The organism is Erythrobacter sp. S43 (assembly GCF_057364955.1).
In genome coordinates, this window is sequence record NZ_CP200285.1 from 324,574 (window position 1) to 345,053 (window position 20,480).

Annotated in this window: 25 protein-coding genes; 9 read left to right on the forward strand and 16 right to left on the reverse strand. The window is 59.6% G+C overall.

Annotated elements, in window-relative coordinates; all coding sequences use genetic code 11:
* Positions 1-19 precede the first annotated feature (19 nt).
* From AC0V6K_RS01690 to AC0V6K_RS01710, 5 genes are read right to left on the reverse strand one after another with little or no spacing between them, the layout of a single operon-like run.
* Positions 20-838, reverse strand: a complete 819-nt coding sequence (locus tag AC0V6K_RS01690) for an SDR family NAD(P)-dependent oxidoreductase (RefSeq protein ID WP_472624158.1) — start codon at positions 836-838, stop codon at positions 20-22.
* 4 nt (positions 839-842) lie between these two features.
* On the reverse strand, positions 843-1,718 hold the full coding sequence (locus AC0V6K_RS01695; protein WP_472624160.1) for a DUF1295 domain-containing protein: 876 nt from the start codon (positions 1,716-1,718) through the stop codon (positions 843-845).
* Positions 1,719-1,733: 15 nt separating this feature from the next.
* The gene (locus AC0V6K_RS01700; RefSeq protein WP_486172535.1) at positions 1,734-2,447 is read right to left on the reverse strand and encodes a DsbA family oxidoreductase; all 714 of its coding nucleotides are present in this window, start codon (positions 2,445-2,447) and stop codon (positions 1,734-1,736) included.
* The gene (nudC, locus tag AC0V6K_RS01705) at positions 2,444-3,328 is read right to left on the reverse strand and encodes an NAD(+) diphosphatase (protein ID WP_472624164.1); all 885 of its coding nucleotides are present in this window, start codon (positions 3,326-3,328) and stop codon (positions 2,444-2,446) included. Before nudC ends, AC0V6K_RS01700 begins: the two co-directional genes overlap by 4 nt.
* Positions 3,328-4,641: a serine hydrolase domain-containing protein gene (locus AC0V6K_RS01710; protein WP_472624166.1), complete on the reverse strand. Its 1,314-nt coding sequence runs from the start codon at positions 4,639-4,641 to the stop codon at positions 3,328-3,330. Before AC0V6K_RS01710 ends, nudC begins: the two co-directional genes overlap by 1 nt.
* A gap of 137 nt (positions 4,642-4,778) precedes the next feature.
* Here AC0V6K_RS01710 and AC0V6K_RS01715 point away from each other — a divergent pair, with 137 nt between their 5' ends.
* A complete protein-coding gene (locus tag AC0V6K_RS01715) occupies positions 4,779-5,000 on the forward strand; it encodes a hypothetical protein (RefSeq protein ID WP_472624168.1) in 222 nt (73 codons plus the stop codon).
* On the opposite strand, the gene AC0V6K_RS01720 is transcribed toward AC0V6K_RS01715, so the two are convergent.
* Positions 4,997-6,034 carry an A/G-specific adenine glycosylase gene (locus tag AC0V6K_RS01720; RefSeq protein ID WP_472624170.1) on the reverse strand — a complete coding sequence of 346 codons (1,038 nt, stop codon included), beginning with the start codon at positions 6,032-6,034 and terminating at the stop codon, positions 4,997-4,999. The two genes, AC0V6K_RS01715 and AC0V6K_RS01720, sit on opposite strands and share 4 nt — an antisense overlap.
* Positions 6,035-6,048: 14 nt before the next feature.
* On the opposite strand from AC0V6K_RS01720, the gene AC0V6K_RS01725 reads away from it, so the two are divergent.
* The 5 genes from AC0V6K_RS01725 (at position 6,049) to AC0V6K_RS01745 (ending at position 12,172) form a co-directional block, all read left to right on the forward strand.
* Positions 6,049-6,615: a DUF721 domain-containing protein gene (locus AC0V6K_RS01725; protein WP_472624172.1), complete on the forward strand. Its 567-nt coding sequence runs from the start codon at positions 6,049-6,051 to the stop codon at positions 6,613-6,615.
* 44 nt (positions 6,616-6,659) lie between these two features.
* The gene (locus tag AC0V6K_RS01730; protein WP_472624174.1) at positions 6,660-7,367 is read left to right on the forward strand and encodes a DsbA family protein; all 708 of its coding nucleotides are present in this window, start codon (positions 6,660-6,662) and stop codon (positions 7,365-7,367) included.
* 153 nt (positions 7,368-7,520) lie between these two features.
* A complete protein-coding gene (locus AC0V6K_RS01735) occupies positions 7,521-8,291 on the forward strand; it encodes a thioredoxin domain-containing protein (RefSeq protein ID WP_472624176.1) in 771 nt (256 codons plus the stop codon).
* A 24-nt stretch (positions 8,292-8,315) separates the two neighbouring features.
* Positions 8,316-11,738, forward strand: coding sequence for a chromosome segregation protein SMC (smc, locus tag AC0V6K_RS01740; protein ID WP_472624178.1), 3,423 nt, complete (start codon positions 8,316-8,318; stop codon positions 11,736-11,738).
* 137 nt (positions 11,739-11,875) lie between these two features.
* Positions 11,876-12,172 carry a hypothetical protein gene (locus AC0V6K_RS01745; protein ID WP_472624180.1) on the forward strand — a complete coding sequence of 99 codons (297 nt, stop codon included), beginning with the start codon at positions 11,876-11,878 and terminating at the stop codon, positions 12,170-12,172.
* Positions 12,173-12,193: 21 nt separating this feature from the next.
* Here the strand turns inward: AC0V6K_RS01745 and AC0V6K_RS01750 are convergent, their stop codons facing one another.
* The 5 genes from AC0V6K_RS01750 to rpmF all read right to left on the reverse strand — a co-directional run bounded on the left by AC0V6K_RS01750 (position 12,194) and on the right by rpmF (position 15,319).
* Entirely contained in the window at positions 12,194-12,640 is a 447-nt protein-coding gene (locus tag AC0V6K_RS01750; protein ID WP_472624182.1) for a MerR family transcriptional regulator, read from the reverse strand.
* A 5-nt stretch (positions 12,641-12,645) separates the two neighbouring features.
* Entirely contained in the window at positions 12,646-12,948 is a 303-nt protein-coding gene (locus AC0V6K_RS01755) for an integration host factor subunit alpha (protein WP_472624184.1), read from the reverse strand.
* A gap of 121 nt (positions 12,949-13,069) precedes the next feature.
* A complete protein-coding gene (locus AC0V6K_RS01760) occupies positions 13,070-14,038 on the reverse strand; it encodes a beta-ketoacyl-ACP synthase III (protein ID WP_472624186.1) in 969 nt (322 codons plus the stop codon).
* Positions 14,035-15,108, reverse strand: a complete 1,074-nt coding sequence (plsX, locus tag AC0V6K_RS01765; RefSeq protein ID WP_472624188.1) for a phosphate acyltransferase PlsX — start codon at positions 15,106-15,108, stop codon at positions 14,035-14,037. Before plsX ends, AC0V6K_RS01760 begins: the two co-directional genes overlap by 4 nt.
* Positions 15,109-15,136: 28 nt before the next feature.
* Complete coding sequence (gene rpmF / locus AC0V6K_RS01770) at positions 15,137-15,319, reverse strand: 50S ribosomal protein L32 (protein WP_472624190.1); 183 nt, start codon at positions 15,317-15,319, stop codon at positions 15,137-15,139.
* 257 nt (positions 15,320-15,576) lie between these two features.
* On the opposite strand from rpmF, the gene AC0V6K_RS01775 reads away from it, so the two are divergent.
* Positions 15,577-15,972: an MAPEG family protein gene (locus AC0V6K_RS01775; protein ID WP_472624192.1), complete on the forward strand. Its 396-nt coding sequence runs from the start codon at positions 15,577-15,579 to the stop codon at positions 15,970-15,972.
* On the opposite strand, the gene AC0V6K_RS01780 is transcribed toward AC0V6K_RS01775, so the two are convergent.
* From AC0V6K_RS01780 to AC0V6K_RS01790, 3 genes are all read right to left on the reverse strand, one after another.
* Positions 15,969-16,610, reverse strand: a complete 642-nt coding sequence (locus AC0V6K_RS01780) for an MBL fold metallo-hydrolase (RefSeq protein ID WP_472626203.1) — start codon at positions 16,608-16,610, stop codon at positions 15,969-15,971. The genes AC0V6K_RS01775 and AC0V6K_RS01780 overlap by 4 nt on opposite strands.
* 45 nt (positions 16,611-16,655) lie before the next feature.
* A complete protein-coding gene (locus tag AC0V6K_RS01785; RefSeq protein ID WP_472624194.1) occupies positions 16,656-17,063 on the reverse strand; it encodes a hypothetical protein in 408 nt (135 codons plus the stop codon).
* Positions 17,064-17,125: 62 nt separating this feature from the next.
* Positions 17,126-17,818, reverse strand: a complete 693-nt coding sequence (locus tag AC0V6K_RS01790) for a S24 family peptidase (protein WP_472624196.1) — start codon at positions 17,816-17,818, stop codon at positions 17,126-17,128.
* 109 nt (positions 17,819-17,927) lie between these two features.
* Here AC0V6K_RS01790 and AC0V6K_RS01795 point away from each other — a divergent pair, with 109 nt between their 5' ends.
* Both AC0V6K_RS01795 and AC0V6K_RS01800 read left to right on the forward strand, forming a co-directional pair.
* A complete protein-coding gene (locus AC0V6K_RS01795; protein WP_472624198.1) occupies positions 17,928-18,185 on the forward strand; it encodes a hypothetical protein in 258 nt (85 codons plus the stop codon).
* Entirely contained in the window at positions 18,175-18,552 is a 378-nt protein-coding gene (locus tag AC0V6K_RS01800) for a hypothetical protein (protein WP_472624200.1), read from the forward strand. The genes AC0V6K_RS01795 and AC0V6K_RS01800 overlap by 11 nt, the downstream gene beginning before the upstream one ends.
* Here AC0V6K_RS01800 and AC0V6K_RS01805 read toward each other — a convergent pair.
* Complete coding sequence (locus AC0V6K_RS01805) at positions 18,549-19,988, reverse strand: aldehyde dehydrogenase family protein (RefSeq protein ID WP_472624202.1); 1,440 nt, start codon at positions 19,986-19,988, stop codon at positions 18,549-18,551. The genes AC0V6K_RS01800 and AC0V6K_RS01805 overlap by 4 nt on opposite strands.
* A gap of 8 nt (positions 19,989-19,996) precedes the next feature.
* Positions 19,997-20,461 (reverse strand): hypothetical protein, encoded by a 465-nt coding sequence (locus tag AC0V6K_RS01810; RefSeq protein WP_472624204.1) that lies wholly within the window; start codon positions 20,459-20,461, stop codon positions 19,997-19,999.
* Positions 20,462-20,480: the final 19 nt, after the last annotated feature.

Consider the following 20,480-nt stretch of genomic DNA (forward strand, 5'->3'; position numbering starts at 1 on the left):
TGATTAATAGCAGGCGAGGCTATTCGTTCCCACCCGCTTTGCTGGCCTCGCGCATTTGCGCAAACACCAACCGCACATCATGGCGCGCATCCTCTTCAACCGGCAAAGCGTGCTCGGTATAGCTTGCCATCAGCTCATCCATGCGTTCGGCAATGCGCACGGTGTTGTATCCGTGGCTGACCACAAAGCGTTTGCGCGCGAGAATCTGCGGCAGGATGATGTCGACATAGGCATCCACATCCATCCCGAATTTCATGAATTGCTCTGGCCCCAGCGGGGTGAACACCCATCCGGGCACTATCAGTCCGGCGTGAACATGATCGGGCAGGTCCTCGCGCAGGCTCTCTGTCATGCCCAACACCGCGTGCTTCGCCGCGATATAGGCGGCGGTTTGTGGCACGGCACAGAAGAAGCTGTTCTCGCTGCCCGTGTTGTACATGGCACTGGCGGTCTCTTGCGAGATCAAGCGCGGAGCGAAGGCTTTGCACCCGTTCCAGATGCCCCAGAAATTGACATCGAAATGCGCACGGGCGGCGTCTGGATCGACCTCCCACATCTTGCCGCGAACCCCGCCTTGGCCAGCGTTGTTGAGCACCAGGTCAACGGTCTCGAAGGTCTCGAAAGCAGCATCCGCCAATGCCTCTACCTGGGCGAGATCGGAGACATCGCACGCCTGAGTCACCACACCGTCGATCAAGGCTGCTCGCTCAAGGCTGTCGCGCGGCAGATCGGCGATCATTACCTGCACGCCCTGCCCCGCCAGCCGTTTGGCAAGCGCCAGCCCGATACCGCTCGCCCCGCCAGTGATCACTGCTGTTTTCGGGGCGAAGTCGGTCATGGTGTCATCCCTTGGGTGGTTGCGGCACCAGCACGGGTGTATTGGCGAGGTATTCGCGATATGCCGGATCGTCGCCCCAGCGTTCGATCGCCTGCTTCTTCTGCAGGTTCACACCGCTCACCTTGGTCAGCAGCAGGAAGACGAAGATTGGAGAGATGACCACCAGCCAGCTCCATCCGGTCAGCACCGGAACGGCGATCAACAGGACACCGAGCCAGAGAGTAATCTCACCGAAATAGTTCGGATGGCGGGACCACTTCCACAGACCGACATTGATGAACTTACCCTTGTTGGCCGGGTCTTTCTTGAACGCGCTCTTCTGCGCATCAGCGATGGATTCCCATGCGAAGCCAAACACCCAGACGGCGCTGCCAATCCAGAACCAGATACCGATCGGTGCGCGTTGCTCTGCGGTGATGGCGACAAGCGCCGCCGCTGCGGTGAGTGTCACCCAAAGCCCCTGAAGCGTCCACGCCACAAGAAAACGCGCGGGGTTCACCTTGATCTTTTCAAACCGCGAATCCGTGCCTCCCATGGCGTGGATACGGATAAACAGAAAGCTGCCCAGCCGGATGCACCAGATCGCCACCATGACCGCGAGCGCGATCCCGCGCGCATCAAGCGAGCCTTGCACACTAATCGCGGCCCAGCAGGCGAAGGCCGTGACCGTAAGATACGTGATCGCGCCGGTTGTGTCGTAGAACGTGTCAGACTTAGCCGCAGCAGACGGCAGGAAAACCAGCCAGTTTACGACCATTGCGATGACGACGCAGAGGAAGAAGGCGGAGTAGCCGAACACCTCGACGCTCTCTGATCCGGCAAAATGGCCAAATGCGAAGGCGATGATGGTGACCATGGCGGCGATCAGGATGCTTTTCATGTCAGTCCGAACGGGTCAGGAGTTGCTGGGTTCCGATGCCGCATCGCGCGACTTCGTCGCCACACGCCGCAGGGCATTCACGTAAACATCGGGAGCCTGCGCGCCAGGGATCATGAATTTGCCATTCACGATCATCGCGGGGACGCCGGAGATGTTGAGATCCCATGCCTGCCGCTCTTCGGCGACAACGCGCGCTTCAAGCTCCGCGTCGTCGAGCGCGGCCTTGGCCGCTTCGCGGTGAAGGCCGACACTGGCGGCGATATCGAGCAGAACGGAGCGATCATTCAGCGCACGACGCTCGTTGAAATGCGCCTTGAACAGCGCGAGTTTCAGATCGGTCTGCACCTGCGGTCCCGCCTGCTCTAGCGCGAAACTCAACAGCTTGTGCGCATCGCGGGTGTTCCACATCATCGCTGGCGGCGCTTCGCCCTCGCCTTCAAAATTGAGTGACACCCCTGCCTGTTCGGCAATCGAGCGCATCTGTCCACGCACCGCCGCGCCTTCCTCTTTGGAGCGACCATATTTGCGTTGAAGATGCGCTTCCTGCTCCTCGCCCTGAGCAGGCATATCAGGATTTAACTCGAACGGACGCCAGCGGATTTGCGCTTCGATCTCGCCGTCTAATGCGCCCAGCGCTTTGGTCAGTTGGCCATATCCAATCAGACACCACGGGCACATGACATCCGAATAGATGTCGATAGTCATGCGGTCAGGTGCGCAACCGCTCATTTGTCGAGCCACCATGTTACGAGCATGTGCGCAATCGCGAACTTCTGGGGGAAGATCAGCTGCTCATTGCCCTTGGGCCCCGCATGGCGCGCATCTTCCAGCTCTTCGCGAGTGAACCAGCGCGCATCGTCGAGCTCGGTCTCATCGATGGTCAGTTCCGGATCATCGGTCTTGGACGTGCAGCCAATCATCATCTGGCTGGGGAATGGCCATGGCTGACTGGCGATATACTCCACCGAATGTGCGCGCACGCCCGCCTCTTCCCAAATCTCGCGCGCCACCGCTTCCTCGATCGTCTCACCCGGCTCCACAAAACCTGCGAGCGCGGAATACATCTTTGGCGGAAAGCGCGGTTGGCGCCCGAGGAGCAGCTTGTCCTCATGCTCGACCAGCATGATCGTCACCGGGTCGGTGCGCGGGAAGTGTTCGGCACCGCAATTGTCGCAGGAACGTTGCCAGCCGCCCTTGGCGATCTTGGTCTTTGAACCGCACTTGGCGCAGAACTGGTGCCGCGCATGCCAATCACACAGGCTGCGCGCGCCACCGTAAATGGCGAGATCCTCGGGGCTCAGCAGCTGCATCACCTGCCATGCGCGCGGCATGGCATAGGCGGGTCCTGTCGCACCTGCATCGGGCACAGGCGCAAAGCATGCTTTGTCATCGAGCAAGCCAAGGAACACCAATTCGGCTTCCGGCGGGACATCGGCAAGCGTGCCCCATTCCAGACCGCCTTGGTCGCCGATCTCAGGCAACAAGCCATCCAGCTTCAGCACTCGCGCGCGCCAATCCATCCGCGCGCCCAGCGCCTCCGGATCAACCCTGATATTATCCGCGCGGTCTATCGGCGAACCCGAAAACGCAATCGGCGCAGATACTGGCATCAGGCCGCTTTCTTGGCCTTCATTGCGGCGAGGTCTTTCTCCATCGCGGCCATATATTCATCGCGGATCGGATGAACGTCGCTTGGCATATACTGCGTCCAAAGCGATGTCCGCAGGCCAAGATTGAAATCAACCGCGCCCAGCGTTCCCGCTGCGCCGCCCCAGCCATATGTGCCGTTGACCGAACGTCCGCCCGCACCGTGGCCCTGACCTTCCATCCATGTGCCTTTCAGGTTCACACCTTCCGGGAACAGGTCGGATACGCCTTTGCGCACCGCGTTTTCACCCATGATGCGCTCTTTTCCAAGCATGCCGTAGCCCAGCACCATGCGCAGGAAACGGTCATAGTCTTTTGGTGTGGAAACAAGGCCTGAACCACCCCAGAAGATGGGCGGGCCTTCGGCGTATATCGAGGATGCACCCGGATCAATCGGCAGAGTCGCCTCACCCATGACGAGGTAATTGGTAGTGAGACGCTTGGCCTCGCTTTGCGGCACAGTGAAATAGGTGCTCGTCATGCCCATCGGGTCAAAGAAACGGGTCTGGAAAAATTCTGCCAACGTTTGGCCGGATACGACCTCAACCACGCGGCCAAGTACATCGATGCTCATCGAGTAGTAGAACGTCTCACCCGGCTGCAAACGCAGCGGCAGATCGGCAAGGTTGTCGACCATCGCCTCAAGGCCTTCTGCGGGTTTTCCGTCGATGGCGGGGTTCGGCAGTTTGCTCGCCTGACCGCCGATTACGCCTTTTTTGGCGTATGCTTTTAAGAGCGGCGTGTCTGTTCCGGCCAGTACATAATCCAGGCCCGATGTGTGGGTCAGCAGATGGCGGATCGTGATCGCCTGCTTCGCAGGAACGGTGTTCTCAAGCGATCCCTTAGGATCGACCAGCACCTGCATGTCCTTAAACTTCGGCAGCACTTCGTGCAGCGGCTGATCGAGGGTCAGCTTGCCCTCATCAATCAGCATCATGATTGCCATGCCGGTGATTGGCTTGGTCATCGAATAGATGCGATAGAGTGTGTTCTCGTCCACTTCTGATTGCTCAGTGAAGGACAACTTCCCTCCGCCGACTGTGTGCGCGTGATCTTCCTGACCCCAGCCGAAAGTGAGCAGCAAGTTGGCAACCTTGCCCTCACTGACATACTTGTTCGCCATCGCGGCGACATTGGGCCACGCCTGCGACACATCGTGCGCGAACAGGCTGCGACCGAATGGCAGCGTGGTGAGCGCGGCACCGGCAGCGGCATAACCGCCCGCACGGAACAATGCGCGGCGAGACAGAGCGGGGTTGAGGGCTTGAGTGGCCATATCAGGGATCTCCGGACGTTTGTTTGAAAGCTGTTTGGGGCAGATGCGTTGAGTGGTCAATCGCAACTGGACAGGAAGCGAGAATGAAATCGCATTAGAGACTTGAACCTGAATGGTGTCTTACCCATATAAGACACATGGCAAATCTACTCGCATTTCTCTTCGGTCTGGTATCGCTGGTCTTGGTTATACCAGGTTTGATACCGTTCCTGGGTTGGGCCAATTGGCTTGCGCTTCCACTAATCGGCATTGGCGTCATCCTCGGCGCGATTTCGCGCAGCGACAGCGGACGCAATTTCTGCCTTTTCGTCGGATTGATCGCCGTTGTGCGCCTGATGATTGGCGGCGGATTTATCTAATCGCGCGCCAGCGCCAAGCGCGCGGCTTTGGCGAATAGTGTCGGCAATCCAGCGTCGTCGAGCCGCTCAATTGGCCACCACTCGCCCTGCCCGGAAGGCTCTCGCGAAACTTCGCTGCGCCTGACCGAAAGGGTGAGTTGCGCGTGGGTGAAGGTGTGCCGCACAGCGCCAAGCTCTTCCCATGCCCCAACTTCTGGTGCCTCGCCTGAGCCGTCAGAGCGCGCGCTCCAGCCATCATCGGGTAGCGAGCGCATGCCGCCGAGCATTCCTGTGCCCTCCCGCGTGACGATCCAGACATGGGCATCTTTTTCCATCCAGAAGGCGGTGCCCTTCACTTCGGGCTTGGCTTTCTTCGGAGGCTTCACAGGCAGGCGTTCGGGCTCACCAGACGCATACCCAGCACACGCCTCTCGCAAGGGACAAAGCAGGCAGCGCGGTGTCTTACTGGTGCAGATCGTTGCACCGAGGTCCATCATGCCCTGCGCCAGATCACCTGCGCGCTCTGCGGGCGTAATGGTCTCAGCATGCGTACGGATTGCCTTGCGAGCCGCGGGCAATGGCTCTTCGATGTTGAACAGCCGTGCCACGACCCGCTCAACATTGGCATCAACCACCACCGCACGCTCACCAAACGCGATCGCCGCCACGGACGCCGCGGTATAGGCACCCAATCCGGGCAGCTTGCGCAGTTCCGCTTCGGCAGAGGGAAATCCGCCCATCGCCGCGACTTCGCGGGCGCATTTCACCAGATTGCGGGCGCGCGAATAATATCCCAACCCCGCCCAAGCGGCCATGACCTCGTCATCGCTCGCTGCCGCGAGATCATCGACGGTTGGCCAAATCTCCAAGAACTTGGCGAAGTACGGCTTCACCGCAGCAACAGTGGTCTGCTGCAGCATAATTTCGGAAAGCCACACACGATACGGGTATGCCGGATCATCGGGTCGCGGCTGACCCGGCGGCGTACGCCACGGCAATTCGCGCGCGTGCTTGTCATACCAGTCGAGAAGAATGTCAGAGATGGTGGCGGTCACGCCGCGCCTATGCCATGAGCATTCGCACGATGGGAAGCGACAAGACCAAAGGCCCGCGCAAAACTGCGAAAAAGTACGAACGCCCTCGTGGCGGCGCGGCAAAGCCGATTGGCGATTTGATGCCCGATATTGGTCGCACCGCCTTTCGTCGTTTCGGCTTTGTGCAAAGCTCGGTCGTCACGCGTTGGCCAGAGATTGTCGGCCCCACCCACTCATTGGTCTGCACGCCAGAGGCGATCCGCTTTCCTCCCGGTGAGAAATCTGAAGGCATCCTGCAACTCGTCGTCAAACCCGCTCACGCCCCGCTGATCCAGCAGGTTACCCCTGAGATTATCGAGCGGGTGAACCGCTTTTTCGGCTATAGCGCGGTGGCGCGGGTCAAAATCCGGCAAGGCGAGGTTAAGGCACCATCTGGTTCAGGCGCGAGTGAGAAACCGAAGGCGCCACCCTCGCTCAAACCGATCCCGATGGAACTGGGTGACAGCTTGCGCGATATCGGTGATCCAGAGCTTAGAACCGTACTTGAATCCCTCGCCCGATCATTGGGCGACAAAGAAACCAAAGAGGACGACCAGACGTGATCGCTACACTAGCCAGAACCGCGGCACTTGCAGGTGCACTCGCCATGACGGCTTCTGTTGGAGCGCAGCAAGGATTGAGCAATCAGAGCAGCGCGTTCGAAAAGGCACCTAAGGACAAGAACTGGAGCGGCGACGTCAAGCGCACTGAGCGCGGGCATCTGGTCGGTAATCCCGACGCTGAGGGAACGCTGATCGAGTTTATCAGCTACACCTGCGGCCACTGCGCCACCTTTGCCAAGCAAGGCGATCCGGCGATTGATCTGACTTTGCTGGTGCCGGGCAAGATGAACCTCGAAGTGCGCCCGGTCATCCGCAATTATCTGGACCTGACCGTATCGATGCTGGTCGCATGCGGCGACGACAAGGGGTTCAAAGCGCGTCACCGCGATTTCATGTGGTCGCAAAGCATTTGGCTGCAAAAGGCGATCAAATCACCGCAAAGCCAGCAAGCCATCTGGCAGCGTGCCGACAAATCGGCCCGTATCAGTATGGCTGCGGCGCTTGATTTGGATGACAAGCTGATCGCGCGAGGGGCCACAGCTTCACAGGTCACAGCTTGCCTCAGTGATGACGCGGCGGCTCAAAAGCTGATCGACAACGGCGCGGCTGACCGCACCGAATTTGGCGTTCGCGGCACGCCCAGCTTTGCGCTTGACGGGAAGATGCTGACCGATGTGCACGATTGGAGCGCGCTCTATCCGGTGCTGTCACAGCGTTTTGCCCCGCGCCCATCCGCAAATGGCGGCCAATAACGGGACAGTTATCGGGAAAAATCGCGCGCTCGGCGTCCTTTCCCCAGCTTTGACTCAAAACTGCAACATTTTTGCACAAGCTTTTTACTCATGCTTTTGCCCCCCTTGGGGCGCCCCTATAGAACCATAGTTTCAACCGAAGGATCACTTGTGATGAAATCCACTCGTTTCACCGCTTCGAAAATGGGCACCACGCTGGTGGCCTCGCTCGCACTCGCCCTTACCGCTTGCGGGGACGGCACTGATGATGCGGCTGGCGCTGAGATTGCAGGTGATCCCATCGCGAACATCGCTGCTCCTGAAGGAACAAGCTGGCTTGATACCGTTACGGTCACGGAAGAGCTGGGCTATAAAGTGGGTAACCCTGATGCGCCGATCAAGCTCGTCGAATACGCGTCGCATACATGCAACGCCTGTGCGTTCTTCTCACAATCTGCAAAGCCAACGCTGAAAGAGAAATACATCTCGACCGGTGTGGTCAGCTTTGAGCAGCGCCAGCTAATTCGCGGGTTTGAAGATCTGATCATTGCAACGCTTGTTTCCTGTGGCCCGAAAGAGAGCATGCAGCCGCTTTCTGATCAGGCTTGGAAAAGCTTTGAAGAGATCATTCAAGGCTTCCAAGCGAATGCAGAAGCTTACAACGCCGCAGGTAACCTGCCTCCCGAACAGCGTTTTGTAGCTGCGGCGGAAGCTGCGGGTTTGATTGATTTTTTCGCTTCGCGCGGACTGTCCGCTGATCAGGCAAAAACCTGCCTTGCTGACACCGATAAGATCGAATCTATCGCAAATGCTTCGGACACACAGGCCAAAGAGCTGAACGTGCAAGCGACGCCCACTTTCTTCCTGAATGGCAAGGTGCTGGAAGAGCGCCAATGGGAGCAGATCGAGCCTATTTTGCAGCGCGCCGGCGCACGCAGCGAATAAGCGACCGGAGGCCACGCCACACCCATGGAGATCAGCAAGCTCAAGCTCAGTGGATTTAAGAGCTTTGTAGAGCCTGCTGAACTGCGCATCGAACCCGGGCTAACCGGGGTCGTGGGCCCCAATGGGTGCGGCAAATCCAACCTGCTCGAAGCAATCCGCTGGGTCATGGGGGAAACCTCTGCCAAGTCGATGCGATCGGGCGGGATGGAAGATGTCATCTTCGCCGGTACATCAACGCGGCCAGAACGCGGCTTCGCCGAGGTGGTGCTGCACGCCGCCGATGATGAGGGCGAAGAGCTCGTCGTCACTCGCCGGATCGAGCGCGGAGCGGGCAGCGCCTACCGTGTCAATGGCAGCGATGTGCGCGCCAAAGATGTCGCGCTGACCTTCGCCGATGCGGCAACCGGTGCGCACTCCCCTGCCCTTGTGAGCCAAGGCAAAATCGCTCAGGTGATCGCAGCCAAGCCCGCCGAGCGTCGCAAGATGCTGGAGGAAGCGGCGGGGATTTCTGGTCTGCATGTCCGGCGCAAAGATGCCGAGAGCAAGCTGCGCTCTACCGAAGCAAACCTCGCCCGGCTTGAAGACCTGATGGCGGGTCTGGACTCGCAGATTTCATCGTTGAAGCGTCAGGCCAAGCAGGCCGAGCGCTACACCAAGCTAACCGAAAAGATCCAACTGGCCGAGGCGCGCGTTCTGTTCGCCCGCTGGCGCGACGCCGCCTATGCCGCGAAAGAGGCACGCACTGCGGCCGAAGGCGCGGAAGCAGCCGTGGTCGAAGCGCAAAAAGCGGTCGAAGCAATCCAGAAGGAGCAGGCCGAGGCAGCGCAGAAACTCGCCGATGCCCGCGATGAACTCGCCGACCGCCGCGACGATGCGAGCGCGCATGGTCACCGCATGGCGGCCTTGTCTGAGAAGTTGGAGTCGGCCGAAACGCGCCTTGCCGATCTTTCTCGCCAGCGCACTCGTCTGGAAGAAGACCGCGTGGCGGCTGACCGCCTGACTTCCGACGCGGCAGAGGCGCTCAAGCGGCTCGAAACCGAACTGACCAAGAGCGAAGAGGCGCTGCGCCTTGCCGAAGCCGCGCGTCCCGATATCGCCAATCGCAGCGAGCAGGCCGAGCGAGCAAGCCGCACCGCCGAACTCGATCTCGCCAAAGCCACCGCTGACCATGCAGGCGTTGAAGCCGAATGGCGCGTGGCCGAAGCGGCAATCGAACAGGCCGAAACCCGCCTCGCCCGTGTCACCGCTGAACGCGACCGGATCGCAGCTGCTCAGACCGAATTAAAGGGCACAAGTGATCCCGAAAACGATGTGATCGCCGCACGCGAAGCCGCTAACGAAGCAGCAAGCGAGTTGGCGCGGCTGCGCGAAGCTCTTGAAGCCGAACAAACGCGCAAGACCGATCTGCAACAAGCCCGCGATGACGCCTCCAGCGCCTTTGCCGCCGCGAAGGCCGAACTGGCGGGGATCGAGCGCGAATACAATGCGCTAGTGCGTGACCGCGATGCCCGCGCAAAGAGTGCCAAAGGCGGCGAAGGCCTACCCAAAGCGCTGGACAAGGTGCGCGTGGCAAAGGGTTATGAACGCGCCCTCGCCGCTGCTCTGGGCCGCGACGCAAAATCACCGCTGGGTAAACCGGCCGCACCAACCGACGGGCGGTTCTGGACCGGAGGCGATGCCCCCGCGCAGGTTGGCAATAGTCTGCTCGACCACGTCACCGACTGCCCGGCAGAACTCCGCGCCCGCCTCGCGCTGGTCCACGTTGCCGAAGAGGATGACGGCCGCGCGCTTGGCCCCGGTGAGTGGCTAGTCACCAAGATTGGTGCGCTGCGCCGGTGGGACGGGTTTATCGCACGCGGTGAAGGCTCTGCCGAGGCAGCGCGGCTGGAGGCGGCCAACCGTCTCGCAGACTTAGAGAACCAACTGCCCGATCTGCGCGGCGCAGCCGAACTTGCCGAAGCGCAGGAACGCGGTGCGCGCGAAGAATTGTCCGCGCTGCAAACCGAGCTGGTAGCCAAAGAACGCTCGATTGCGGGTGCGATCGAGACCGAGCGGCAAGCTTTGCGCAGCCTTGATCAGGCCGAAGCGGCCAAAGAGCGTCTCGCCACTCGGCTTGCTGAATTAGAACAAAGCGCTGGCGATATTGCCGAGCAAGTGACCGCAGCCGAGGCCGAACTGGCAACCGCCAAAACAGCGCGCGAGGCTCTCCCGGCTCCCGATGCCGGTCGCGCTTCGCTCGAAGCCGCCAAGGCGAAGAACGAAGCGACAAAGGCCGCGGTTCAGGCTGCCATGGCAGAACTCGCCTCGCACGATCAAAGCCTCGCCGTGATGCGCGAGCGGGCGGCCGCGCAAAAGGGGGACCGCTCCAACTGGCAGGCTCGCTCAGGCGAAGCCGCTCAGCGCCTCGCCGAAACCGCTCGGCGCCTCGAAGAAATCGAGGAAGAGCACAACATCATCGCCGCCAAGCCTGCCTCTCTGATCGAGGAAATCGAGCAAGGCGATGCGGTGCGCAAGCGGCTGACCGAAGAGCTCGAGAAAGCGCAGGCCGCGCGCGAGGAATGTGAAAGAGCGCTGCAAGCGATTGAACGCAGACTGGCCGATGCTGGCGAAACACTGGCGCAAGCGCGCGAAGGTCGGGCGACGCTGGCTACTCGCGCAGAGAACGAGGAAGCACGCCGCAGCGAGATGGCGCGCATCTCAGGCGAGCGGTTCCACTGCCCGCCATCGCATCTCTCATCCCAGTTTGAATTCGACGAAGAGAGTGTCAGCCATTCCTCGCGAGAATCCGAGGAAATGGACAAGCTCACCGCCAGCCGCGAACGCATTGGACCGGTGAACCTCGTTGCTGCCGAGGAGCTGGCGCGGATCGAGGAAGAGCACGGCGCCAACGCCTCCGAACAGGAAGAGCTGGCCGAAGCCGTTAGCCGCCTGCGCGGTTCAATCGGGAATCTCAACCGCGAAGGCCGTGAACGTCTGCGCGCCGCCTTTGACGAGGTGAACCAGCACTTCCAAGAGCTTTACCCGCGCCTGTTCCAGGGCGGTAAAGCCCATCTGGCGCTGATCGACAGCGAGGATGTGCTCGAGGCTGGTCTCGAGATTTTTGCAGAACCGCCGGGTAAGAAACTGCAATCTTTGTCACTTTTGTCGGGCGGAGAGCAGGCGCTGACGGCGACCGCACTGATCTTTGCGTTGTTCCTGACCAACCCGGCCCCGATCTGTGTGCTGGACGAAGTCGACGCGCCGTTGGACGACGCTAACGTCGAGCGATTCTGCGATCTGCTCGACTCCATGGTCCGCACAACAAAAACACGCTATCTTATCGTCACGCACAACGCCGTGACTATGAGCCGCATGCACCGCCTGTTCGGTGTGACTATGGCCGAAAAAGGCGTCTCTCGCCTCGTCAGCGTGGACCTTGGCGAAGCGGAGTTAATGGCGGCGGAATAGTAAAAGGAGGATAGCGATGCTGAGATCGAGCGGACTTCTAACGATTGGGGGCCGCCGTCGCGGCGCTCTCTTCCCTGCCTCAACCAGCTGCAGCGCAGCAGCCGCGCACGGCAAATGACCTTTCATGCATTGGCGCCGTGCTTCACTTCACAGCTCGCGGTTTTGCATTTGAGTGTGTCGAACAGAACGGCAATGCACGCTTCCTGCTGGTGGTGCGAGATGACAACTTCGAGGGCCGCCGCGATCATGCGATCGACGTTTTGCGTGAACTGAATGGCAGATCACCCAGCGGCACCGCGAGAACGCGGGCAGGCAAAGGAATGTGGGTATCCTACCGCCGCCCTGACGGCGCGGCGCAATCAGTCTGCGCATCCGTTCGAACACGCTATTCCGATGCGAAATGCATGATCGCTGGCGATATCGCGTTCAGATAAGCCGCCGAACCGCTTTGTCGCTTAGGCTTCGATGGCCTGTTTCAGCCGCGCGCGGATCGCCTTTAGCTTCTCGACAGCCTCGCTGACATCAACGCCAGCTGCACTTGCTACCTCGCCTTCGGGTTCGTCTGCGCGCTTTTCAAAGGTGGCATCTGAGCTCACCCGGCGATCCCCCGAACGGCGATCACTTTTGCGGCGGTCAAATTGCGGATTGCCAGACGCACGAAGAACGGCTTCTGCGCCCTTTAGCGTGTAGCCTTCCTCATTGACGAGGCTGTTGATCCGTTCGACCAGTGCGACATCTTCAGGGCGGTAATAGCGGCGCCCGCCGCTGCGTTTAAGAGGGTTCAACAGCGAAAACTGCTGTTCCCAGTAACGCAGGACGTGCGGCTTGATATCAAGCGCTTCGCTGACTTCACCAATGGTGCGCAGGGCACCATCCTCTTTCCCGTCAACGAAATCTGCCATCTATATCAGCTGCCTTTTGCAATATGTTCCTTGAGCAACTGGCTGGCGCGGAAGGTCATCACCCGGCGCGGGGTGATTGGCACTTCAATACCCGTTTTCGGGTTGCGGCCGATCCGCTCATTCTTGTCGCGCAGCACAAAACTGCCGAAGCCGGAGATCTTTACATTCTCTCCATTGGCCAAGGCATCACTCATCTTATCAAGGATAGCCTCGACGAGATCGAGCGATTCAGCACGGCTGAATCCCATCTTGCGATTAATTGTCTCTGCCAAATCCGCTCTGGTGAGCGTACCAACTGAACGCATCATGCGCTTTCTCCTAAGTCGGTGCGACCCAGACCTTATGTAAACTGATTACTGTTTTTTCGCACTTTTCGCAAACGTGATCGCACGTGAGGTGCAAGTTTTGCACATCAGCTGCTGCCTAAACTCAAACTCGGATCAAGCTCGCGCCCCAGGTGAACCCACCGCCCATTGCCTCAAGCATGATCAGATCCCCTGCTTTGATCCGGCCATCGCGCCGCGCCACATCCAGCGCGAGAGGCACCGATGCCGCCGAAGTGTTGGCATGCTGATCGACCGTGACGACCACCTTTTCTGCCGGAATACCAAGCTTCTTGGCGGTCGCATCAAGGATGCGTTTGTTCGCCTGGTGCGGGACAATCCAGTCAATATCTGAAGCGGAAAGGTGTGTTTCTTCAAGCACTTCGTGCAGAACTTCAGAAAGGTTCACAACCGCATGGCGAAACACTTCGCGGCCCTTCATACGAAGATGACCGACTGTCTTGGTGGTTGAAGGCCCGCCATCGACATAGAGCAGATCATGCTGCGCACCGTCTGCATGCAAGCGGCTGCCAAGGATACCTTTGCCCGCTTCTGCGTCGGCATCGGGCGCACCGAGTACAACCGCTCCCGCGCCATCGCCAAAAAGCACACAGGTGGTGCGATCTTCCCAATCGAGGATGCGGCTGAATGTCTCTGCACCGATCACCAATGCGCGGGTGCCCTGCCCCGCTTTCAGCAGCGAATCGGCAGTTGTCAGCGCGTAGAGAAAGCCGGAGCACACTGCGGCAACGTCGAAAGCGATCCCGCCATTGCAGCCCAGCGCGTTCTGCACCTTGGTCGCGGTGGCAGGGAACGTGTTGTCCGGTGTTGCGGTCGCCAGCACGATCACATCAATATCAGCAGGTTTCAGCCCTGCGTCATCGAGCGCAGCTCTCGCGGCTGCGGTCGCCAGAGATGCGGTCGTCTCATCATCGCCTGCAATATGACGCTGGCGAATACCGGTGCGTTCGACGATCCACCCATCGCTGGTATCGATTTGTTCGGCCAGTTCGGCGTTGGTCACCACCCGTTTGGGCAAGGCAGACCCAGTGCCTAGCAGGCGCGATCCACTCACGCTGCAGCCTCGCTGCCACCATTGTCCCGCAGCGCTTCTTCGCCGAGTTCGCCAAGGTCGTGCGCGATCCGCTCGATCAGTTTGTTTTCGAGCAGGCTGGCGGTCAAGCCAACCGCATGGGCAACGCCCTTTGCCGTTGCGCTGCCATGGCTTTTCACAACCACGCCGTTCAAGCCAAGGAAGATCGCGCCGTTGTGGTTGTTCGGGTCTAGATGGTGACGCAGAAGCTCGGTGGCTGGGCGCGAAACGAGGAAGCCGAACTTCGAACGCAGCGAACTGGTAAAAGCGTGCTTGAGAAGATCGGTCACAAAGCGTGCCGACCCTTCGATCGCTTTAAGCGCGATGTTTCCTGAGAAGCCGTCGGTCACAACCACATGCGTTTCTCCACGGTTGATCTTGTCGGATTCAACGAAGCCGTCGAACTCTAACGCCAGACCGCCTTCGGCGTCTTCGGTGGCAGCTTGCAGGCGGGCCGCCGCATCGCGCAGGGCCTCTGTGCCCTTAATCTCTTCGGTGCCGATATTCAGCAGACGGACCTTCGGGCGGTCAAATCCATTGACGATCCGCGAATAGGCGGCGCCCATCACAGCGTACTGAACTAGATTGCGCGCATTCGCTTCGGTATTGGCACCCAGATCGAGCATCACGACATCGTGATCTTCAAGCGTGGGTAGCAAAGCAGCCAGCGCCGGACGATCAATACCAGGCATGGTGCGCAGCGCGATTTTGCTCATCGCCATCAATGCGCCGGTGTTGCCCGCGCTTACAGCGGCTCCGGCTTCACCAGTCTTCACCGCATTCACAGCGAGACCCATCGATGTTGTCTTGGCGCGGCGAATGGCTTTGCTCGGCAGCTCCTCGCCACCGATCACATCGTCACAATGCAGGATTTCCGATGCACCGCGCATGTTGGGGTGATTGTCGAGCGCAGCCTTGATGCGCGTTTCATCACCTACCAGCAGGAACTTGAATCCATCATGGGCGCGCCGAGCGAGCGCAGCGCCTTCCACCATGATGCGCACGCCTTCATCGCCGCCCATCGCATCAATCGCGATACGCGGCAGGCTCATGCGCTCATTCCTTTGCAAAAAGAGGGGATCAGATGCCCTTCGGCACCATCACTTCACGGCCGTTATAATAGCCGCAGTGACCACACATGTTGTGCGGGCGCTTCAACTCGCCGCAATTGTTGCATTCGTGGAATGCTTCGACTTTCAGCGAATCGTGAGCGCGGCGATTACCACGACGATGCGGGGATACTTTTCTCTTAGGGACAGCCATGGCTACGCCAGTTCCTTAGGTAAATTCGTGTGTTGAACGTCGCAAAACGTTCGTGATTCTGTGAACGCCTCTAAGCCAGACCCACGGTGCGCACAAGGCTTGCTCGCGCGAACATCCGGGCCGGTTTTGGCGGGAAGGCGCGGCACATAGCATCTTTTCGGCGTCTTGCAAGCGTTGTGCAGAGCGAAATCTCCCGCGTTGCCAGCACCCTCGCCCCTCGTTAGCAGGGTCGCCAAGTATCTGAGAGGGGATCAATCATGGAAATGCTTCCGGTAACACTGGCTGCCGCTGCGGCTGCGGCGGTTCTGAATGTCTGGCTTGCCATCCGCGTCGGCGCCGTCCGCCGGGCACAGGGCATCGGCATTGGCGATGGCGGCAGTGAGCCCTTGCAACGCCGGATGCGCGCGCAGGCGAATTTCGTCGAAAACACGCCTTTCGTCTTGATCCTGATCGCGGCGATCGAGCTTTCGGGCAAAGGCGAACCGTGGCTGGCCATTGTCGCCGGTATCTACATCATCGCCCGCGTCGCGCACGCGTTCGGCATGGACGGCGGCAAAGCCCAAATCGGCCGCATGATCGGCACGATTGTGACGCTGTTGGTGCTGCTCGGCCTGGCAGTGATGGCGAGCCTGATCGGTGCGGGTGTAGTTTAGGACAACGCGTAGTCCGAGACGAAAGCGTTGGTTTTTCGCTCCTGACCGAACGTGCTGGTCGGGCCGTGGCCGGGGATGAACATCACATCCTCGCCGAGCGGCCACAGGCGCTGGGTGATCGAATCGATAAGGTCCTGATGGTTGCCGCGCGGAAAGTCTGTGCGGCCGATTGATCCTTGGAACAGCACATCGCCGACCACCGCAAAGCGGCTGGGTGCGTGGAAGAACACGACATGGCCGGGCGTGTGGCCGGGGCAGTGGATTACGTCAAGCGTTAGGTCTCCAACGGTAACGGTGTCGTTGTTCTCCAGCCATCGGGTCGGCTCAAAGCTCTTGGCTACCATGCCATAGCGCGCGCCATCGCCATCGAGCTGCTCGATCCAGAACAGGTCATCCTTATGCGGCCCTTCGACCGGCAGGCCCAGCTCATCCGCCAGCATCCCCGCCTGACCGCAATGGTCGAGATGCCCGTGGGTGATGAGAATCTTCTCCAGCTTCACCCCGGCTTTGGCGACACCAGCTTTCAGTTTGTCGAGATCACCGCCCGGATCAATCAGCGCCGCCTTGTTGGTGGCAGTGCACCAGATCAGCGAACAATTCTGCTGCAACGGCGTCACCGGAATGATCGCGGCTTTCATGGGGGGTGTGGGTTTGTCGGTCATCGGATTCACATGGAAGTTTGCTCAGTCTTCGGCAAGGGGTGTTTCTTCCCACCGCCGGAACCAATCGGCGCAGATTAGCGCGAAGCTCAAAGCGGTTATTGCTCCGAAGGCAACGCCAGGCACCGAGGCCAACGCGGCGTCCAGAAGATGATAATCAGTGAAAAGAACCAAAAACATAGTGCCACCGACCATCCCCCCAAGTGCCACGAACACCACTTTACCAACGATGCCAGAAAACTGGTGAGGGACTAGCAGCCGGGCCACAATCAACAGCACCACGAGACCCACAACGCAAAATCCAAAAACGAAAAACTGGGCGAAAGCTAGGAAACCCCAATCTGGTATTTTCCAAGTATCAGTTGCTCCAAAGTGAGTCTCTGGTCTCAACCATGCGTCCCAAGGCGCAGCGAAAAACAAGATGTTGTTCACCAACGAGGCCAAAAATACGGCCAAGACTGTTCGCCCAAAGGAAACCATGTGGATTATGTGGGCTAAATCCGCCCACCTTTCCAGACTACTCGACCAATAATCTCGATATCTTCCGCCGCCACGCTCACGGGCGGGTAGGCGAGGTTTTGTGAGAGCAACGAGAAGCGCCCTCCTCCGGCGCTGGCTACGCGTTTGACCATTAGGGTGTCGCCCATGCGCACAACATGGATACCGTCGCGATAGGGTTGCTCGGATAGATCGACGAGGATTTCATCGCCATCGTTGAGCAACGGCTCCATCGAGTCCCCCTCGACCGTGATCGCGGACAGTTTGGACTTCTCAAGTCCCTGTTCCGCGAGCCATCGACGCGAGAATCGGAACGAATCGTAGGAATTTTCCTCTCCCGGCAATGCGCCCGGCCCTGCCGAGGCCCCGACGGCATAGCGCGGCACATCGACCCACTCGCCGCGCTCTGGTGTTGCAGGCACATTGTCCCGCACTGTGGGAGCATCATAGTCGTTATCATCAAACCGCCGCGTTTCGATGATCCGAGTAGAAATACCTAGAAACGCTGCGATTTTCCGCAAGTCCGGCTCGTCGAGATGGCGCGGGCTGCCGCGCGTCACATACTGCTGCAAATACGCCGGATTGCGCCCCAGAAGGCGCGAAAGCTCCGCAAAACTGCTGCGCTTGTCACGCACTATATCCTGCAACCGACCGCGCGCATGGCGCTCTGCTTTGGTGAGATGTTCCATAATTCCCCTATAGCATAGGATTTTTCCTAGACAAGTAGGATTTCAACTGGAACAAATTAGGAACATTGAGTGATTCGCCATCCATCCACCGCAGCAAGAGGGACGCACTATGCTGATACGAGACGTCGAAAAATTCATGCGTGAGCACGATATGCCAGCCACCAAGTTCGGGCGTTTGGCCGCCCACGATCCGCGCTTCGTTCTGGATTTGCGCATGGGCCGTATCCCCCGCGCCAAGACAGAGGCGCGAACCCGGGCCTGGATGCGCGCCTATGGCAAAGCGCCCGAGCCTTTCGAACAACGCATCGAAACCAAATCAGCCACTATCGGCGCAATCCTATGGCGGGAGCCGGCTTATGCTGCTTGATCTGGATATCGAGACAAAGTCGGCCCAGCCCCGCGCTCGCCGCTATCGCCCCAAACGCACCACGGGCGACCGTGTGCGCGAGGCGTTGCTCATGCTCGCCGAGGGTCGCGCGAACCTGCTCTCACATGAAGAGAAGGCGTGGTCCTCCATCACCTTCACCGGCACGCGGCATGAGGTGGTGCTCGATTTCGACGGGCATGAGGCGGTTGAGGTGGGCGAAGACTTTATCGCCGCCCTGCCCGATCACGAGTTCACCATTCCCGGTCAGCTGGTGGCCGATGCGACCGTGCGTGATGTCGACCATCGCTTCGGAGCCAATGAACGGATGCAGGTAACGGCTGTGCTGTTGTTGCTGGAGGAGAGCTAGGTCCTGCGCACGACAAGGTTCCGGATTTCGCTCATGTCCTCCATGGCGAACCGGATACCTTCGCGGCCCAGCCCGGAGTCTTTAACGCCACCATAGGGCATGTTGTCGACGCGGTAACTGGGCACATCGTTGATCACCACGCCGCCGACTTCGAGCCGGTCCCACGCATCGTACATCTGGAACAGATCGCGGGTGAAAATACCAGCCTGCAAGCCGAAGGTGGAGCGGTTCACTTCGTCGAGCGCCTCGTCAAACGTGCTGAACTTCTGCAAAATCGCGAGCGGCCCGAAGGCTTCTTCGTTCAGTGCCTTGGCATCGCGGTGGACGTTCTCGAGCAGCGTCGCTTCGAGCATGTTGCCGTTCGATAGCCCGCCGCCGGTGAGAAGGTCCGCGCCGCCCTCGATGGCTTCGTCGATCCAGCCTTTCAGCCGCGTTGCCTCGCCTTCGGATATCATCGGACCGACAAAAGTGTCGCGGTCCTTTGGGTCGCCTGCGATCAGAGACTTGGTCTTCTCGACCAGCATTGGCTTGAATGCATCATAGACATCTTCGTGGATCAGGATGCGCTGAACCCCGATGCACGATTGGCCCGACTGGTAGAATGCGCCGAAGATGATCCGCCCCAACGCATCATCGAGATCGGCATCCTTGTCGACAATCACGGCTGCATTTCCGCCGAGCTCGAGCACGACCTTCTTCTTGCCAGCCTTGGCTTTCAACGCCCAGCCAACGGCGGGCGATCCTGTGAAGCTGAGCAGCTTCAGCCGCTCGTCTTCCGTGAACAGGTCCGCCCCGTCGCGGCTGGCGGGCAGGATCGAGAACGCGCCTTCGGGCAGCACATCACATTCGGCCAACACCTCACCCATGATGATCGCACCAAGCGGCGTTTTGGACGCGGGCTTCATCACAAACGGGCAACCCATAGCGATAGCAGGTGCGATCTTGTGCGCGGCGAGATTGAGCGGGAAGTTGAAGGGCGAGATAAAGCTGCACGGGCCAATCGGCACGCGCTTCCACATCGCCGAATACCCCTTCGCCCGTGCCGAGATATCGAGCGGCATGACCTCGCCATAATTGCGCACCGATTCTTCGGCAGCGATACGGAAGGTGTCGATCAGACGGGTGACCTCGCCCTCGCTGTCATTGATTGGTTTGCCCGCCTCGACGCACAGCGCATAGGCGAGCTCGTCAAACCGCTCCTTGAAGCGATTGACACAGTGCATCAGCACATCCTGCTTTTCGTAAGATGCCAGCCGCGCCATCGACTCCGTTGCCCGCACCGCGCCCGCAATCGCTTCGTCAATGATTTCCGGCCCGGCCTTCGCGACGCGGAAAGCCACCTCACCCGTATATTTATCCGTGACAGCCAGATCGGTGTTGGGCTGCTCGGCCTTGTTGTTGAGATAGAGCGGGTAGGTGTCTTTCAGGCTTGGCATCGGTTCTCCTATTCGCCGCAGAACAGCTCGATCATTTCCGACCGGCTTTGGTCGCCCATCTTGGCTTCGAGGGTGATTTCGCCCTCACAGGTCGCGTCTTTGAGATACAGGAACTGGTGCGCTGTTCCGTCGACCAATACGCTGGCGAACGTCCGCTCAAACAGGACCTTGCCTCCGTCACCAAGTGCACGGATCGTCAGAGGCGTCTCGCTAAAAACCTCGCCGCCCGAATTCAGCACTACGGCAACCAGAACATCCGTCGCCGGTTCTTTGGCAGAGCCCTCCGCAATGATGGTGTTCCATGCGACAAAGTCCTTCATCGCCGTGATATCGTCAGAAAGGGTGCCGCTCTCTTCGTAAAGAAGCCGCGCTTCAATGTCGTAGAGATGGACGCTCGACTGAGCCTCCTCAGCCTGCGCTGCACTTGCAACCACAGCTCCGGAAAGTGCCAGACCGATACTCGCTTTCATCATAAATGCTCCCCCGTGTTGC